The sequence below is a fragment of the Myxacorys sp. genome (genome assembly GCF_059501405.1).
On sequence record NZ_JCACCM010000083.1, the window covers coordinates 1 to 16,341 of the forward strand.

Here is a 16,341-nt window from a genome sequence, read left to right on the forward strand (position 1 = left end):
CCTCTATCACCACTCTTCTTAGTCTATGTCCTAACTAAACTGGCAGTAGCTATACAATTTCAGCCAACTATTCTATAGTTTTTGCTAATGATCGCTGATCCAGGATGAGCTAAGTTAATTCAATATCTACTATTACTTTTTCTCATTGTTTTCTATCAGTTTTGAATCTAATCCATTGATTCAGAAGAATTGTATTCTTAAATACGATTAATGTGCTTTCAATTGATTTAGAATCACAATACCTTAATGCAGATGCTTGCGGATAAGCACAGAATTAGCTTCATTCTAAGATTCATTCTGAGGGTAGAAGCTATTAGTTAAACAGAATGTTATCCTACTTTAGACATATCGCAATTCTGAGTTGCTCTCGACAGTTTAAGAGCAGTTTCTTCTACCAAATTTGATAGTTGATGTGTGAGTTGTACTATTAGTAACCAGGCGGTTAATGTATGGAGTTTTTAGTAAAAACTATAGAGTTTCCTCAGTCTCTTGACCACGAAGCAACTGAGCAATTTTATCAGCAAGCAGACGCTGCGATCGCAGCAGGTGCTGATGTTGTTTTAGTTGACTTTGATGCAGTTGAGTTCATTAGCAGTCCTGGTTTGATGGCTTTAGTTGTGGTTTTCAAGCGTGTTCGCGAGGCAGAGCGCAAACTCTTTATTTGCTCGATTAATGAGCAAGTTAAGATGCTGTTAGAGCTAACAGGAATGGATCAAGTTTTTGAGGTTGTCGATCGCCCCAGCGAAGTGAGCAATATACCTGGTTCGTTCGCTGTAGCACCATAATTGCTTCACTATCCAACAAACTAAGCGCTAGAGAAGAAGGGCTTTCTCCCTTGCCTCTAACGCTTAATCTAGATGAGTTTATATAGCTGTTTTTACTGATTCAGCTGCTATAAATTCTCGAATGTACTGACTGACTAATTCAGGTTGTTCCTGCTGAACCCAATGACTACAGTTAGGAATATAGCGAATCTGGAAATCGCGGACATACCTTTCAGTACCATAGGTAAGGTGCTTTTCTAGCGCACTATCTTCCTCTCCCCAAATCATGAGCGTTGGAACCTGTAGCATCGTCCAATCGCGCTTAGTCAATCCTTGCTGAAGGGCATTGCGGTAATAGTTTAATGCTGCTGTAAGAGCGCCGCGCTTTGCAAATGCAGCTTTATAAGCATTGATGTCTTCTTCAGTAAATGTACCTTTTCTAACTGCCATTCCTGAAAATGCCATTTCTAGCGCTTTATAGTCTCCCAACTGAATCAGGAATTCGGGCAGCAGAGGGATTTGGAAGAAGAACATGTATGAGCTTCTTAGCCACTGTTGAGACGTAAAGAATTTTTCAAGGAATAACGCAGGATGAGGTGCGTTCAAAATAATCAACTGCTTTAGTAGTTCCGGATGGGTGTCAGCAAAATGCCAAGCAATTATGCCGCCCCAATCGTGGCCGACGAGAATGCATTGCTGGTAGCCCAATGCTTCAATGACGCCTTTGATATCAGCGATGAACTCTGACATCACATAAGCACTTTGAGCCGTAGGCTTATCACTGTCGTTATAGCCGCGCAAGTCAACTGCCACCACCTTGTGGTCTTTGGCAAACTCTGGAATTTGATACCGCCAAGAATACCAAAACTCAGGAAACCCGTGCAGAAATAGAATGAGCGGTCCTTCCCCTTGAGTGACGTAATGAAGGTTGAGACGGTTAGTGTGAACGTACTCGTGCTGCCAAGTTTCTAACATGAGGGCAAACGTGTATAAATTTCTAGCACCCTACACCCTGCATCTAGAAGTTTGCACCTTACTTAAGCAGTAATTGGCTTAAGTAGTAGTTGCAACCGGGGGATACTGCCGAAGCACTTGAGTTAAATAGTGACCCGTGTAGGAATAAGAATTTTTAGCAACGTCCTCTGGCGTGCCTACCGCGACAATTTCACCGCCGCGATCGCCCCCTTCCGGCCCAAGATCGATCACCCAATCAGAGCAGCGAATCACATCTAAGTTATGTTCGATGACGAGAACAGAATTTCCCTTATCAACCAATCGCTGCACCACATCTAACAGTTTGTGAACATCGTAGAACGACAGTCCGGTTGTGGGTTCATCGATCAGGTAAAGCGTCTTGCCTGTGGCACGGCGAGACAGTTCTGTTGCCAGTTTTACCCGTTGGGCTTCACCGCCAGATAGGGTGGGAGCAGTCTGCCCAAGGCGAACGTACCCCAATCCAACATCAAATAGCGTTTGCAGGCGATTTGCTGCTTGAGGAATGTTTTGAAAGAAGTCTAGAGCTTCTTCAACGGTCATGCTCAAGACATCGGCGATCGATTTCCCTTTGAACTTTACCTGTAAAGTTTCTCGGTTGTAGCGAGCGCCTTTGCAGACTTCGCACTGAACGTAAACGTCGGGGAGAAAATTCATTTCAATTACGTTTACGCCTTGTCCGCCGCATGCTTCACAGCGTCCACCTTTGACATTAAAGGAGAATTGCCCTGGTTTGTAGCCTCTCGCTTTTGCTTCGATAGTGGTGGAAAACACTTCGCGAACGACATCAAATACTCCGGTATAAGTCGCCGGATTTGAGCGTGGGGTGCGACCGATGGGAGACTGGTCAATCACGATCGCTTTGTCTAGCGCATCTAATCCTTTAACCGGCTTCATATCTTTGGGCTGCGGGATCTTCTGCCCAAAATGATGCTGAATCGCCGGATAAAGTAGTTCGTTGATCAAGGTTGATTTGCCAGAACCCGAAACTCCGGTCACGCAAACCAATTTACCAAGGGGAATATCGGTATCGATCTGCTTGAGGTTATTCCGGTGAGCATTGCGAATTTGCAGCGATCGCCCATTTCCCGAGCGGCGCTCCGCAGGCGTTTGGATACTCCGCCGACCAGAAAGATAAGCTCCAGTCAGCGAATCTTCAGCATTCAGCAGGCTGTCTAGGTCCCCTTCAGACACGACACTTCCACCATGGACGCCTGCGCCAGGTCCAATATCGACAATGTGATCGGCAGCGCGAATGGTTTCTTCGTCGTGTTCAACAACAATGAGTGTATTTCCTAAATCTCGCAGTTTGGTTAGGGTATTGAGCAGCCGCGAATTGTCTCGTTGGTGGAGCCCAATGCTGGGTTCGTCTAGAACGTATAGCACGCCTGTTAGACCTGCGCCAATTTGGGTTGCAAGCCGAATCCGCTGGGCTTCTCCGCCCGATAGCGTCATTGCGGTTCGATCTAGCGTTAGATAGTCCAGCCCCACATCAAGTAGAAATCGTAGTCGCGCCTTCACTTCGCGAAGCACCAGATCGGCGATTTGCGCTTGGCGATCGCTCAGTTCTACGGTCTCCGCTCGATTGAGACAGTCGCGAATGGAGACGCTCGTGAAATCATCCATGTGAAACTGTCCGAGCCGCACGGCTAACGCCTCTGGTTTGAGCCGTTTGCCCTGACACTCGCTGCACGGTTCATCTACTAAGTACTGCTCTAACTTCTGCTTGTAAGCGTCTGAGCTACTTTCTTGGTATTGGCGTTCGAGCAGACTGATGGCACCTTCGTAGCGGCGATGGTATCCCTTATTCTCGCGATAGCGGGAATCCACCTCAATCCAAATCGGATCTTTAGAGCCATAGAGCAGCGCGTTTTTCTGCTCGTCGGTTAACTGCTCCCACGGCGTTTGAATATCGAACCCGAACGCTTCGGCAACGCTACAAATGAGCGAGAGGTAGTAGGTATTATCTTTGTCTGACCACGGCGCGATCGCGGCATACACCGGAAGCTGAGGATTTGGCACAATCAGCTCTGGTGAAAAGGTGCGATGGCTGCCCAAGCCATGGCAGTTAGGACATGCGCCATAAGGAGAGTTAAACGAGAATAGCCGGGGAGATAGCTCCTCCATGACGGCTCCATGCTCTGGGCAAGCGAAATTTTCTGAAAAGACAAGTTCTGGAATCTTCTCAGACTCAGTTTCTGCCATGATATCAATGACCGCGATCCCCGTTGAGTGGCGTAAACAGGTGGTCAGCGAATCCGTTAGGCGTTCTTCAATTCCTTCTTTTTTGACGAGCCGATCCACCACAATTTCAATGGTGTGAGATTGATTCTTGTCGAGTTCGATCGAATCGCTCAGTTCGCGAACTTCTCCATCAATCCGAACCCGCACAAACCCTTCCGAACTGAGACTAGAGATCAGTTTTTTATGAGTTCCTTTTTTGCCGCGAATCACCGGAGCCAAAATTTGAAACCGGGTGCGATCGGGCAATTCCATCACGCGATCGACCATTTGATCGATCGCTTGCGGGGCAATTGAGCGATCGCACACTGGACAGTGCGGCGTTCCAGCGCGTCCGTAGAGCAAGCGCAGGTAGTCGTAGATTTCTGTGACGGTGCCTACCGTAGAGCGGGGGTTGTGAGACGTGGATTTCTGATCGATGGAAATCGCTGGACTGAGACCTTCGATCGCATCGACATCGGGTTTATCGACTTGTCCTAAAAATTGCCGAGCGTAAGCACTGAGTGACTCAACGTAGCGGCGCTGTCCTTCTGCGAAGATCGTATCGAAGGCAAGGGAAGATTTCCCAGAGCCAGAAACGCCTGTGAAGACAATCAAGCGATCGCGGGGCAGTTCCAGATCAATGTTTTTTAAATTATGCTGCCGTGCGCCTCGAATCCGAATCGAACTAAGCGAAATTGTGGGCCTCGTGGGCCGAGAATTTGCTTGATTTGAGATCTGGTCGCCAGATGAATGCATCTCTTCCTCCATCCCGACATCAGGACTCAGAACCGGGGATGCAGAGCTTTTAGATGTGCTAGGACGCTTTGGCATTGAAGGACAAAAAGAAACAGTCCTTGATGATTCTATCGCTTCCTTCGCGATCGTAGTTATTGCGTACTAAAGTCGTTAGGAGATATGTAGTCAATTGCTGAAGTTGAAGCTGTAAAATCGCGTCCAAAATCGCGCTCATGACTTAAAGCAAATTAGACTCAACGCACCTTCAGAAGAATCGCAACGCTAGCGATTCTTCATAGCGCGCTCCATGTCACGTTTGTCCTGGCGCTTTCGCATATCGTCCCGTTTATCGTGCAGTTTCTTACCGCGCACCAGCGCCAGATCGATCTTGACCCACCCTCGTTTGAGATACATCTTGAGCGGAACGAGGGTCAGTCCTTGTTGCTCAACTTTTCCAATCAGCTTACGAATTTCTTGACGATGCAACAGCAGTTTTCGAGTCCGAGTCGGATCGTGGTTAAAAAACAGACTTGAGCTTTGATGAGGCGAGATGTGGACATTGTGGAGCAAAACTTCGCCATTGCGAACGAGAGCAAAGCCGTCTCTGAGGTTTACCTTACCTGCTCGAATCGACTTTACCTCAGTCCCCAGCAGCTCAATTCCCGCCTCGTAGGTTTCTAAAATTTCGTACTGAAACCTTGCTTGGCGGTTGTCGCTAACAATCTTGAACCCTTCTGTTTTCGTATCGCTCATCACTCTAGTTTAGCGAAAAACTTGTTTTAAAAAATTGCCTCCAAGATTTTACTGGAGGCGTTACTTAAGGAGACGGAGCAAATACAATACAAAAGTACTAGACATAATCTTGTTTTGTCAATGACGATCGCTAACTCAATTTCAAGACGGATGCATTGGCAGCAAATCAACAGATGAAGTCTCAACGCGTCTATCCATCCTCAAGCGAATCCTCTTCTGAAGGTACCTGCAATCTTTTGCTAAGGAGAAGCTTTTGCGTAAGTCCTGATTCTTCACGAAACCGCTATCCAGTCGGTTTCTGTTGTCAATTCCTAGTGTGTGAAAGAATCGTCTGGAGCAATCCCCAAAATTTTGTAAATATTTCAGCTAGGCTTTACCCTAAAAGCGCCAGTGATGCCAAATTGTATTCTTCAATACAGAATTTGCATGCCTAGTGCTGAAATCTTAATGAGTATCAAACCACTCTAAAACTCTGTGCGCAAGTTCATTTCTGGTGATCTTAGACTTTGCTATTGCTCAATCACCTTCACCTTCTAGACAAGATTTTCAGTCTATAAGTTGATTGTTTTGGGAAGCTCAAAGTCTCCCATTTTCGACCTGATTCTCTTCAGTAACTATGGTTTGACCTGAAAGATTCAAGCCGCTCTGCGGTTTCTAAAACAGTCATTTTGTGGAGCTTTCGTTTCTCCAAAGCCTCTTTTCAGAGAGAACTTCTGAATTTACTCAAGAGTGCATCCAGAATCACCAATCTTCCAGCGCGCGTTGCAAGGAAAACTTTATGCTGTCTAGAACCATTTTGAAAAAGAGAACAAGGAAACCTCAAAGAGGTTCTCTCAATCGGAATCCCGTCGTGCGATCGCTTAAGTTCATCGCGACGCAGCTATCTCCTACTTGGCGAAGCTGCATTCTACTCACCAGTGCGATCTTTCTGCTGTGGAACTGTGCCGCTATTGCTCAACAGCCAGCAACGCTAGAAAGTGTATCGCAAACGGCGTCCGACCTGCGGGTCGGCTTAGATACTGTGTGGGTGATGATTGCAGGCTTCTTGGTGTTCTTTATGAACGCAGGATTTTGCATGTTAGAAGCAGGATTTTGCCGCGAGAAGAATGCGGTGAACATTCTGTCGAAAAACTTAATTGTGTTCGCCTTATCCACAGTTGCCTTCTGGGCGCTCGGCTTTGGGCTGATGTTCGGTAATGGCAACGACTTCATTGGCTTTAACGGATTCTTCTTGACTGGGGCGGACAATAGTCCTGCTACAGCAGATGCTTACCAAGGCGTCTTCTCTGCATTAAATTGGACAGGAATTCCTCTAGGCGCGAAGTTCTTCTTCCAACTCGTTTTCGCTGGAACAGCCGCCACGATTGTGTCGGGTGCTGTAGCTGAACGCATTAAGTTCGTTGACTTTCTAATCTTTAGCTTGCTGCTGGTAGGAATTGCTTACCCGATTACTGGACACTGGATCTGGGGGGGTGGATGGCTTGCTGATGCTGGCTTCTATGACTTCGCAGGCTCGACCGTGGTTCATTCGGTCGGCGGTTGGGCCGCGCTCATGGGAGCCGCTTTTCTGGGTCCTAGAATCGGCAGATATGCTACAGATGGACGATCGAATGCGATTCCGGGTCACAACATGAGCATCGCAACCTTGGGAGCCTTGATTCTTTGGTTGGGTTGGTTTGGCTTTAATCCAGGTTCCACAATGAGCGTGGGTAATGGTTCTTTGATTGCCCATATTGCACTGACGACTAATACAGGTGGTGCCTTTGGCGCGATCGCAGCAACTATTACAGCTTGGGTTGTACTGGGCAAACCGGATCTATCCATGATTGTGAATGGACTGCTAGCCGGATTGGTCGCGGTCACTGCGTCCTGTGCATTTATCAGCGTCCCTTCGGCGGCAATCATTGGTGCTATTGGAGGCGTCTTAGTGGTCTTCGCAGTCGGATTTTTCGATTCTATCAAGATTGATGATCCGGTCGGTGCAATTCCAGTTCACCTGGTCAATGGCATTTGGGGTACGTTGGCACTTGGCTTGTTTAGCCAAGGCGATGCATTCGGGGCGGCTCCTGCTCCTGCCGCAGGTCTGCTCTTTGGCGGTGGCATCGGTCAGCTTTGGATTCAGTTGATTGGAATTTTATCAGTCGGAGGGTTTACGGTTCTACTCTCCAGCATTTTCTGGATTGCGCTGAAGTCAATCCTGGGTATCCGAGTGACGGCTGAGGAAGAAATGGTTGGACTCGATATTTCAGAACATGGCATGGAAGGCTACGCTGGTTTTGCGAAAGAGGCTTCCTTTGGAAGCGCTACACATCCTGAATTTCCGAGCGATGTTGTAGGAAAGACGTATCAATAAGGCGACGAGTTTTTTGGCTCGGTACTTCTAAATTTCATTACTTCTAAATCAAAGAGCAGTTCTAAGCTTCTGGAACTGCTCTTTGATTGCTTTAAGCCTTATAGCAATTCGTCAAGTCTAGAAGATGATTACGGCTGAGTGAACACGCAATTTGCTTGACTTAAGTTTTGTTTAATTTAGGTCACTTATAAAATCCAAGCAATGCCTTAACATTCTGCTTCTGTCGAGAGATAGATACTTTGCACGACCTAAGACAGAGCTATGCCCTTCCTAAGCTGGCAGAGCGATCGCAATCAAAGTGTATTTTCCTATACAGAATCTTCCTACTCAAAATTGGTGAGATTCAATGATACGAATCAGATGGCTGATTATTTCAAACTCATAGTTTTGGCGTTGAAGGTCGAAAGTCAGTGTTGAGAAAACTTCTAACGATAGGACTAGTGGCCTTAGTGCTGCTATCGATTCCCCTTACGGGTAGTGTACTTGCTGAACCAGCAACGGCTGAGTCTGCTCAAACATCCGCAACCGCGGCGACTTCGCAGGCGGACACAGCCTTTATCTTGATCTGCGCCGCTCTGGTTTTGCTGATGACTCCTGGACTTGCGTTTTTCTACGGCGGGTTTGTGCGATCGCGTAACGTCCTCAACACCATGATGATGAGCTTCATTCTCATGGGCATTGTTGGCGTCTCCTGGATTCTGTGGGGCTACAGCCTGGCCTTTGCGCCAGGACTCCCCTTCATTGGTGGGTTGCAATGGCTGTTTCTGAATGGAGTCGGTCTAGAAACGACCGATTACCTGGCTGGAACCGCGCCTGAAGCAGTGGTGTCATACGCTGCTACGATTCCGCACCAAACATTCATGATTTATCAAGCAATGTTTGCCATTATTACGCCAGCGCTCATCTCTGGTGCGATCGTGGAGCGTATTAGCTTTAAGGCTTATTTTTGGTTTATTGTTCTGTGGTCAAGCATTCTCTATCCTATTTTTGCTCACATGGTGTGGGCGAAAGGTGGATTTCTCGGCTTGTATGGTGGACTAGGAGCGCTAGATTTTGCAGGCGGTACAGTCGTTCACATTAGTTCTGGAGTTGCTGCGCTGGTAGCGGCTTGGGTCATTGGTCCGCGTAAGACGTTCCCAAATCAGCCCGCTGCGCCTCATAACGTGCCTTACATTCTGATCGGTGCGGGTCTCCTATGGTTTGGCTGGTTTGGCTTTAACGCTGGTAGTGCCCTTGCTTCTGGATCGTTGGCTACGGTGGCATTCGTATCTACCAATAGCAGCGCGGCGGCAGCAGCGCTTGTGTGGGTTATTTTGGAATGGGTGTTGCGTGGCAAGCCGACTGCGGTTGGCATTGCGACAGGTGCTGTGGCGGGTTTAGTAGGGGTTACACCAGCGGCTGGGTTTGTTACCCCCGTAGCCGCGCTGCTGATTGGTGCAATTACATCAACCGCCTGCTTCTTCGCCGTCAGCCTCAAAGCCAAGTTGCAGTTTGACGACTCTCTAGACACCTTTCCAGTCCACGGTGTGGGCGGAACAGTAGGCGCATTGCTAACCGGTCTTTTTGCAACAAAGACGGTGAACTCGGCAGGCGGCGATGGATTGTTCTATGGCAATCCAGGTCAGCTAGTTACGCAAATCATTGCAATTCTGATTGCCTATGCGATCGCAGGCATTGGCACCTTTGTGATTTTGAAAGTTTTAGATGCAACGATTGGCTTACGAGTCAATCCTGAAGCCGAACTGCAAGGGGTAGATGTTAACGAGCATGGCGAAGAAGGATATGGAGAAGAAATGGGTGCATTCAGTATGACCCGCGTTGAGTAATTCAATTATTTCTGTCTGGAACGGTGATTTCTGTCTGGAATGATAAATGAAGTAAGGCTCCAAAGTTAGATGCTTTGGAGCCTTGTGTTTCAGGAAATTGAGGTGAGAGCGCGTTAGCGACGGTTCGCTTGTTTTTCCTTATCTTGGCGACGACGATCGCGCCAGTCTGCTAGGGTCAGATAGATCACTCCGCCTGTGACGGTGACTAAAAGACCAAATGCGACCAAAACCAGAATGCTAAAGAGGTTGCTAGCTTCCATTGAGCAAGGTTCTTTTGAATAGATTGATTTAGAGTCCGGAGCCAGAGGCTAGGCTGCGGACTAAGAGCAGCAACTAGAATCCGTTACGACCCCAGACAACCATTGAGATAGAGAAGGTAAACACCGCCAACAGCGCAATCCAACCCAGCGACAAAATATCCATAGTTATACTGTCCAACCAAACGTTACAGAAGAATGCTAAATCTAATGATAAATCAAAGACGAAGCACTAAGATCTTGGATGCACTACTGAGACGCGAGATTAGACAAAATTGAAGACATGATGTGGGAAGAACGGATTGAATCGATCAAAGCAGGCGGCGTTTCGCTAGGAGCGATCGCGGTTATTTTTCCGCTGACTCTCCTAATTAACCAAGTAGCTGTCCTTCAGAGCTTGGCGGAGCCAGTTGCGCTTGGAGAAGGACGTTCCATACTGGGAGTGAGCGATTTACAAGGGTGGGTAAGCTTTGCGATCGCGCTCTTTACAGGCTTCTTGTTTGGGATCACGTATCGCTATGTGATTCGTCAAGACCCGAACCTACACTTACGCTCAGGAGCGGTTTTAGCATTTGGACTCGCGCGCGGACTAGCTCAAATCGATGTGGGCTTGACGACCCAGGGTAGCCTTTTTCCGTTTTTGATTTTGGCGGCAGAAAGCGTCGTGTTGTTTGCGATCGCGCGGCTTGTTCTAGATTGGGCAATGGTGCAGAAGTGGGTGAAACCATTTCCGTAAGGGTGAATGTTTACGCTCATTAAACTTTGCGGTAGTTTAGGCAGTCTTCTAGGCAAATCCTTTATCGTTGAAGAACGCTGAATCCCAGTACGGAAACCAGACCTGTTTTGCATCGCAAAAGCCGCCCTACACTCTGGGCAATCTTTGGTTAGATAGAAACAGACTCACGATTTCACTCAGGAGAATCCTGTGAACCAGAACAACCTTCAAGCCCTACAACTTGGCTTAAATGGCGTCGGACGCCTGATCACTTTAATTGGCGTTGTGTGGCTACTTGCTGCCCTAGGGTTAGGCTGGTTGATTAAGTCATTTTTTGTATTGTTGGCGTTGCTGCTCCTCGCTCCGGTTGTGGCAGTGATTGGGTTACGCTGGTGGCTACGGAAAAATCTTGTGCAGGCAGCTTGCCCAGTCTGCGACTTTGAATTGACTGGTTTGAACCAGGCGGAGGTTCAATGCCCCAACTGTGGTGAACCGCTTCAGGCTGAACATGGTAAATTCAAGCGGTTGATGCCCGTTGGCACAATTGATGTTGATGCGGTAGAAGTTTCGGCTCAAGTCTTGGAAGATTAGCCGATTAGCTTGAACTCACTGCACGTCAGCGTTTTCTCGATTGCGTTTCTGAACGGCGAGCGTATTCCGTTCCCAAAACACATTATTGGTGAAGCCCTGAATTGCTCGCTCAGAGTCGGCTAATTCTAGTCGGCGCTCGGTTAGCAGGCAATATTCTTCGTTCAAATCAATTCCTAAATACTGCCTGCTCAGCTTTTTTGCAACAACAGAAGACGTTCCACTGCCGACAAAGGGATCGAACACAAAATCGCCAGGGTTAGAACTTGCAAGAATCAGTTTAGCGAGCAGCTTTTCGCTTTTTTGGGTGGGATGTTCCGTATTTTCTGGCATTGACCAGAACGGAATTGTGATATCTGTCCAGAAGTTTGATGGGTGAGTATCGCGAAAATTTCCGCCCTTTGTTGTTTCCCAATCTTTGGGATTGCCGTCTTGAGTCCGGTAAGGAGCTTTTACCTGACGACGCAGCTTGACGGCTTCTAAATTGAAGGTGTAATGGTTAGAAGCGGTACAAAACCAGATATCCTCACTGGAATTTTTCCAATTTGCTTTTGCCCCACGTCCCTTCTCTCGCTCCCAAGTGATGCGATTTTGCACCACGAAATGGCGGGTTGCGACCGTGAATATAGAGGCAGATGACAACCAATCGCCGCAGATATAGATGGAGGCGGTTGATTTAAGTAACGGCTTGAGGGCGACTATGAGTTGATCGAGCCATGCGGTGTAGTCTTCCACTGCCCGTCTAGCAAACTTTAGTCCATTAAAGTCTTTCGTTAAGTTATAGGGCGGATCAAGAATCAGTAGATCGACGCTGCCCAAGGGGAGATGCTGAATGATGTCGAGGCAATTGCCCTGGATCGTTCCGATCGCCGGGTTGGGTAGCGTTGGTTCGAGTGTGAGAAGGCGCGATCGCAGCCGCTGTCGGTCAGCGTCAGTCAAGGTCAAGCTCCGATTTCGCGACGATCGCGGTTTGCTAGGAATGGCAGGCAAATTGGTTTCTAACCCTCACGTTTTCTAGTCGTTTCTAATATTTTGTAGCCGCCTTCGATACGGCTTCAGCAATTTTTCTCGCTGAATTGCAAAAAAGTTCTAAACTTTACTCAATTCTGCGGAAACCAAATTCATCTTGATTAACTAGAGTAATAATATGTCGCACTTCTTTAAGGCGCGGCAACTCTATTAGAGATTCGGCTCTAGTAACAAACTCAGATTGAAACACAGGATCGACTTGTCATGAAAAAGTTTTTTTCGCCTACTGCTTACGTAGATATACGCAAAGGCCTTAGTAGATGCTCGGCCAACTCCATGCAGGAATGATGTAGCAACCGCAAAATTGCCGGATTTTCGCCCTCTATCTGACGTAACATTGTGCTGTAGAGGTCATTCGATAAGCCGCTTTATCCACATAGGTTGCCGCGATGAGTACCTTCTCAAAGACCGCGTTCATAGCAACTTTGGCTTTAGGTACATCCATAGGACTGGCTACGCTCCAAGTTAGCGGAGTAGGATTCCGTAACGTTGCTGATTTGTTTTTCAAGCAAGCTTCTCAGAGTGTTCGTAATTCTCCAAATCCCAAAGCCATTAAGTTGCATAATCGAACGCTTAATTCGGTTAACGCCACGTTTGAACCCGATCCAAACGACCCGCCAACGACAACTGGCGGATCTGGAACACGTTGAACTTCTACATCAAACTGATTCGTAAGAAGCCCACGACGGTATCGCTAGTGGGCTTTTTGCCATGCCATTAATAGGTTTTAGAATGAGGGTGAATTAGCCAGTTCAATTGCGTTCTGTGCTTCTTTAAAGCTGTAATCTTTAGAATCTCAAATTACTGATGAATTATTCTGATATTGATATTGCTCCCTTCATTGATCATTCGCTACTCGGCGCGATCGCAACGCCGCAGCAGGTTGAACAATGGTGTGATGAAGCCGATCGCTATAGATTTGCAGCAGTTTGTGTGAATCCGGTGCATGTGCGTCAAGCCGTGGATTTACTGCATAACAAAACGCCCAAAGTGTGTACCGTAATTGGATTTCCGACCGGAGCAACGACTTCTGCGGTCAAACTATATGAGGCGCAAGAAGCGGCAGAAAATGGAGCGACTGAATTGGATGTTGTGATTAATTTGGGCTGGCTAAAGTCTGGAATGACCAGTGAAGTTCATCGAGAATTAGCAGAGATTCGGGAATCCACTGGGCAGTCGATCAAAGCCATTCTAGAGATGGCGCTTTTGACAGATGCTGAAAAACGGTTGGCGGGTGAAATTTGCTTAGATGCTGGAGTCGCTTTTCTCAAGACCAGTACTGGCTGGAGTGGTGGCGCAACCATAAGCGACGTTCGCCTGCTCAAAGAAATGGCTCAAGACAGAGTTGGAATTAAGGCTTCTGGGGGAATCCGTACCATTGAGCAAGCTTTAGAGCTAATCATGGCAGGTGCGACCCGTCTCGGCACATCTCGTGGCGTTGATCTTCTCCGTCAGCGCGATACCCTAGAAAAGGGATAAAACACCTACGGTAACGCTACGTTAAAGATGGATGAGTCGAACTTACAAGGCGATTGGAATTAACCTTAAGGCAACGCTTCTGGGAGAGGCGGATCGGGTGTTGACTATTCTCACTAAAGAGCATGGGCTGATCCGGGCCGTGGCTATGGGAGCACGGAAGCAAACTTCAAAAATGGGCGGGCGGAGCGGCTTATTTGTCGTTAACAATTTACTGCTCGCTCAAGGAAAAACACTCGACAAGATTACTCAGGCTGAAACGCTAGAGTCTTATCCAGAGCTGGGGCGCAACCTCAAGAAACTAACGGCGGGGCAATATTTGGCAGAACTTGTGTTAAATCAGGCGTTGAGTGAGCAGCCCCAAGCAGACTTGTTTTACTTGCTGAATGAGCATTTAGGACGAATCGAGCGATCGCCCGATTCCGATGTATTAGCCCGCCTCACTCATGCCGTGTTTCAGATGCTAGCGATCGCAGGCGTTGCTCCGCAGGTGCATCAGTGCTGTTTGACGCAAACCCTGCTCAAGCCGGATGTGAATGATCCAAACTGGCAGGTGGGGTTTAGCGCGATCGCAGGAGGAGCCATCACTCTAGAAGCCCTGGAACAAATTCAAGCGCAAGAACTTTCTGCATCGCCGCGAGTTCAGTCTACAGTAGGAGAATACCGAGTTACCCCCGCTCCTAGCACCGCCGCAGTTACACCGCCCTCCGCTTCTCGCCGCGCGTCTTCTCAAACCACTACCCTAAATGCTGTTGAGCTATCTGTTTTTCAACAACTAGCGAATGCAGAACTTACTCAGTCTTCTATCTCATCCCTGGTGTGGTTGTCTCTAGAGCGACTGCTTCGCCAGTATGCTCAGCATCACTTTGATCGTCCCATTCGCTCGGCTACGCTCATCGATACCTGTTTTGCTCCTGAATTGTCTGAACTGCCATGATGCGACCTTGCTATTCTGATGACCTTTCTCTCTCTTCCGTCTTTGCACACAGCCCCAATGGTAAACTTGGGAGCGAGCCGTCGGAAGTCTATTTGGGTGAGGAGAGTGTTCCGTCCATGTTACGAACCCAAGAAAATTCTCCTGACCATTCTGAGAAATCATCGGCGATGGATTATGAACCATCGGTGAATGGCAATGGAAAAGCGGCTTCAGCTGGTAAACATTTATCCGAAGATACGGGTGGAGAGGCGGTGTCAGTTACAGATATACCTAGTACTCCGCCTGAGCAAAACGATCATCAGCCGCCTAATCTGCCGCCCGATGAAGAGGATCGCGGATTTGCTCCGGTGCTGAGAAATCGAAACTTTCTGACGCTTTGGGCAGGGCAGGTCTTCTCGCAGTTGTCGGACAAAGTTTATTTGGTGTTAATGATTGCGCTGATTGCCAGTCGCTTTCAGTCTGAAGGGCAAACGATCAGTGGTTGGGTGTCCTCGATTATGATCGCCTTCACCATTCCTGCCGTGTTGTTTGGCTCGATCGCGGGGGTATTTGTCGATCGCTGGTCAAAGAAAGCCGTTTTGGTTGCTACCAATCTGCTGCGCGGGGCACTGGTGTTTGCGATTCCTTCGCTGATCTGGCTGTCTCACGGATTAAAAACCATTCACGGCTTACCTGTCGGATTCTGTCTACTTCTGGTAGTCACGCTTCTGGTTTCGACCTTGACTCAGTTCTTTGCCCCAGCAGAACAATCGCTCATTCCGCTGGTGGTTGAGCGTCGGCATTTGCTGTCAGCCAATTCGCTCTACACCACGACGATGATGGCATCGGTGATCATTGGATTTGCGGTGGGCGAACCGTTGCTGGGTCTGGCAGATTCGTTAGTTGAGCGGTTGGGTGGATTTCCTGATCTGGGAAAAGAACTGCTGGTCGGTGGCGGGTATGCGATCGCGGGCTTGCTGCTTCTACTGATGAAAACAGGTGAGAAAAACAAGGATGACGTTCTACCTGAAGATCAGCCCCACGTGTTTGAAGACATCAAAGATGGATTGCGCTATCTCAAAGATCACTCCCACGTTCGCGGTGCGTTAATTCAACTCGTGATTCTCTTCTCGATTTTTGCCGCGTTGGCAGTCCTATCCGTTAGGCTTGCCGAAGTGATGCCCGAAATTAAATCGTCGCAGTTCGGCTTTTTGCTAGCGGCGGGAGGCGTCGGTATGGCAGCAGGAGCCGCTATTTTAGGCAGTATTGGGCAGCGCTTTGCCCATGCTCGCTTAGGCACGATCGGTTCAACAGGAATGGCCGCTTCGCTAACTGGAATTGCGTTTTTCTATCACCATTTGTGGATTACGCTGCTGCTGATTGCGTCGCTCGGCGCATTTGCGGCGCTGGTCGGCATTCCAATGCAGACGACAATTCAGCAAGAAACTCCGGAAGATATGCGCGGTAAAGTGTTCGGACTGCAAAACAATGCGGTCAATATCGCCCTGAGCTTGCCGCTCGTCTTAGCAGGCGTTTCAGAAACATTATTTGGGTTGCGGATTGTCTTTTTGGCACTTGCCGCTCTGACGATCGCAGGAGGAACTCTGACCTGGTATATTTCCCATACGAGGAGATCTTCGGAGGGATGAGGACGCCTTGCGGCAACATTGCCGCAAGGTGGGATAAGGGGACAGGGTGTAGAGCAAAACATCC

General features: G+C 48.2%; 15 protein-coding genes. 8 read left to right on the forward strand and 7 right to left on the reverse strand.

Translation table 11 applies throughout. The annotated features are described in order from the left end of the window. Positions 1–449: 449 nt before the first annotated feature. Positions 450–785, forward strand: a complete 336-nt coding sequence (locus tag AC5I6P_RS08665; protein WP_495693350.1) for an STAS domain-containing protein — start codon at positions 450–452, stop codon at positions 783–785. A gap of 78 nt (positions 786–863) precedes the next feature. On the opposite strand, the gene AC5I6P_RS08670 is transcribed toward AC5I6P_RS08665, so the two are convergent. From AC5I6P_RS08670 to smpB, 3 genes are all read right to left on the reverse strand, one after another. Beyond that, positions 864–1,739 (reverse strand): alpha/beta fold hydrolase, encoded by an 876-nt coding sequence (locus tag AC5I6P_RS08670; RefSeq protein WP_495693351.1) that lies wholly within the window; start codon positions 1,737–1,739, stop codon positions 864–866. Positions 1,740–1,817: 78 nt separating this feature from the next. Beyond that, positions 1,818–4,811, reverse strand: coding sequence for an excinuclease ABC subunit UvrA (uvrA, locus tag AC5I6P_RS08675; RefSeq protein WP_495693352.1), 2,994 nt, complete (start codon positions 4,809–4,811; stop codon positions 1,818–1,820). Positions 4,812–4,997: 186 nt separating this feature from the next. Continuing rightward, a complete protein-coding gene (smpB, locus tag AC5I6P_RS08680) occupies positions 4,998–5,468 on the reverse strand; it encodes an SsrA-binding protein SmpB (protein ID WP_495693353.1) in 471 nt (156 codons plus the stop codon). Positions 5,469–6,318: 850 nt separating this feature from the next. Here smpB and AC5I6P_RS08685 point away from each other — a divergent pair. Together AC5I6P_RS08685 and AC5I6P_RS08690 are read left to right on the forward strand one after the other, a co-directional pair. After that, positions 6,319–7,821, forward strand: coding sequence for an ammonium transporter (locus AC5I6P_RS08685; protein ID WP_495693354.1), 1,503 nt, complete (start codon positions 6,319–6,321; stop codon positions 7,819–7,821). 410 nt (positions 7,822–8,231) lie between these two features. Next, positions 8,232–9,647 (forward strand): ammonium transporter, encoded by a 1,416-nt coding sequence (locus tag AC5I6P_RS08690; protein WP_495693355.1) that lies wholly within the window; start codon positions 8,232–8,234, stop codon positions 9,645–9,647. Between the two features lie 113 nt (positions 9,648–9,760). Here AC5I6P_RS08690 and AC5I6P_RS08695 read toward each other — a convergent pair whose 3' ends face one another. Both AC5I6P_RS08695 and petN read right to left on the reverse strand, forming a co-directional pair. Next, positions 9,761–9,907 carry a hypothetical protein gene (locus tag AC5I6P_RS08695; protein ID WP_495693356.1) on the reverse strand — a complete coding sequence of 49 codons (147 nt, stop codon included), beginning with the start codon at positions 9,905–9,907 and terminating at the stop codon, positions 9,761–9,763. 73 nt (positions 9,908–9,980) lie between these two features. After that, positions 9,981–10,070, reverse strand: a complete 90-nt coding sequence (gene petN / locus AC5I6P_RS08700; protein ID WP_162422337.1) for a cytochrome b6-f complex subunit PetN — start codon at positions 10,068–10,070, stop codon at positions 9,981–9,983. 117 nt (positions 10,071–10,187) lie between these two features. Between petN and AC5I6P_RS08705 the strand changes: the two genes are divergently transcribed. After that, on the forward strand, positions 10,188–10,640 hold the full coding sequence (locus AC5I6P_RS08705; protein WP_495693357.1) for a hypothetical protein: 453 nt from the start codon (positions 10,188–10,190) through the stop codon (positions 10,638–10,640). A 189-nt stretch (positions 10,641–10,829) separates the two neighbouring features. Further along, entirely contained in the window at positions 10,830–11,210 is a 381-nt protein-coding gene (locus AC5I6P_RS08710) for a hypothetical protein (RefSeq protein WP_495693358.1), read from the forward strand. A 15-nt stretch (positions 11,211–11,225) separates the two neighbouring features. On the opposite strand, the gene AC5I6P_RS08715 is transcribed toward AC5I6P_RS08710, so the two are convergent. Further along, positions 11,226–12,197: a DNA-methyltransferase gene (locus AC5I6P_RS08715; RefSeq protein ID WP_495693359.1), complete on the reverse strand. Its 972-nt coding sequence runs from the start codon at positions 12,195–12,197 to the stop codon at positions 11,226–11,228. Positions 12,198–12,558: 361 nt separating this feature from the next. After that, positions 12,559–12,744, reverse strand: coding sequence for a hypothetical protein (locus AC5I6P_RS08720; RefSeq protein ID WP_495693360.1), 186 nt, complete (start codon positions 12,742–12,744; stop codon positions 12,559–12,561). 299 nt (positions 12,745–13,043) lie between these two features. Here AC5I6P_RS08720 and deoC point away from each other — a divergent pair, with 299 nt between their 5' ends. The 3 genes from deoC to AC5I6P_RS08735 all read left to right on the forward strand — a co-directional run bounded on the left by deoC (position 13,044) and on the right by AC5I6P_RS08735 (position 16,277). Continuing rightward, positions 13,044–13,715, forward strand: coding sequence for a deoxyribose-phosphate aldolase (deoC, locus tag AC5I6P_RS08725; protein WP_495693361.1), 672 nt, complete (start codon positions 13,044–13,046; stop codon positions 13,713–13,715). Between the two features lie 31 nt (positions 13,716–13,746). Beyond that, positions 13,747–14,649 carry a DNA repair protein RecO gene (gene recO, locus AC5I6P_RS08730; protein ID WP_495693362.1) on the forward strand — a complete coding sequence of 301 codons (903 nt, stop codon included), beginning with the start codon at positions 13,747–13,749 and terminating at the stop codon, positions 14,647–14,649. 116 nt (positions 14,650–14,765) lie between these two features. After that, positions 14,766–16,277 (forward strand): MFS transporter, encoded by a 1,512-nt coding sequence (locus tag AC5I6P_RS08735; RefSeq protein WP_495693363.1) that lies wholly within the window; start codon positions 14,766–14,768, stop codon positions 16,275–16,277. The last annotated feature ends 64 nt before the right edge of the window (positions 16,278–16,341 follow it).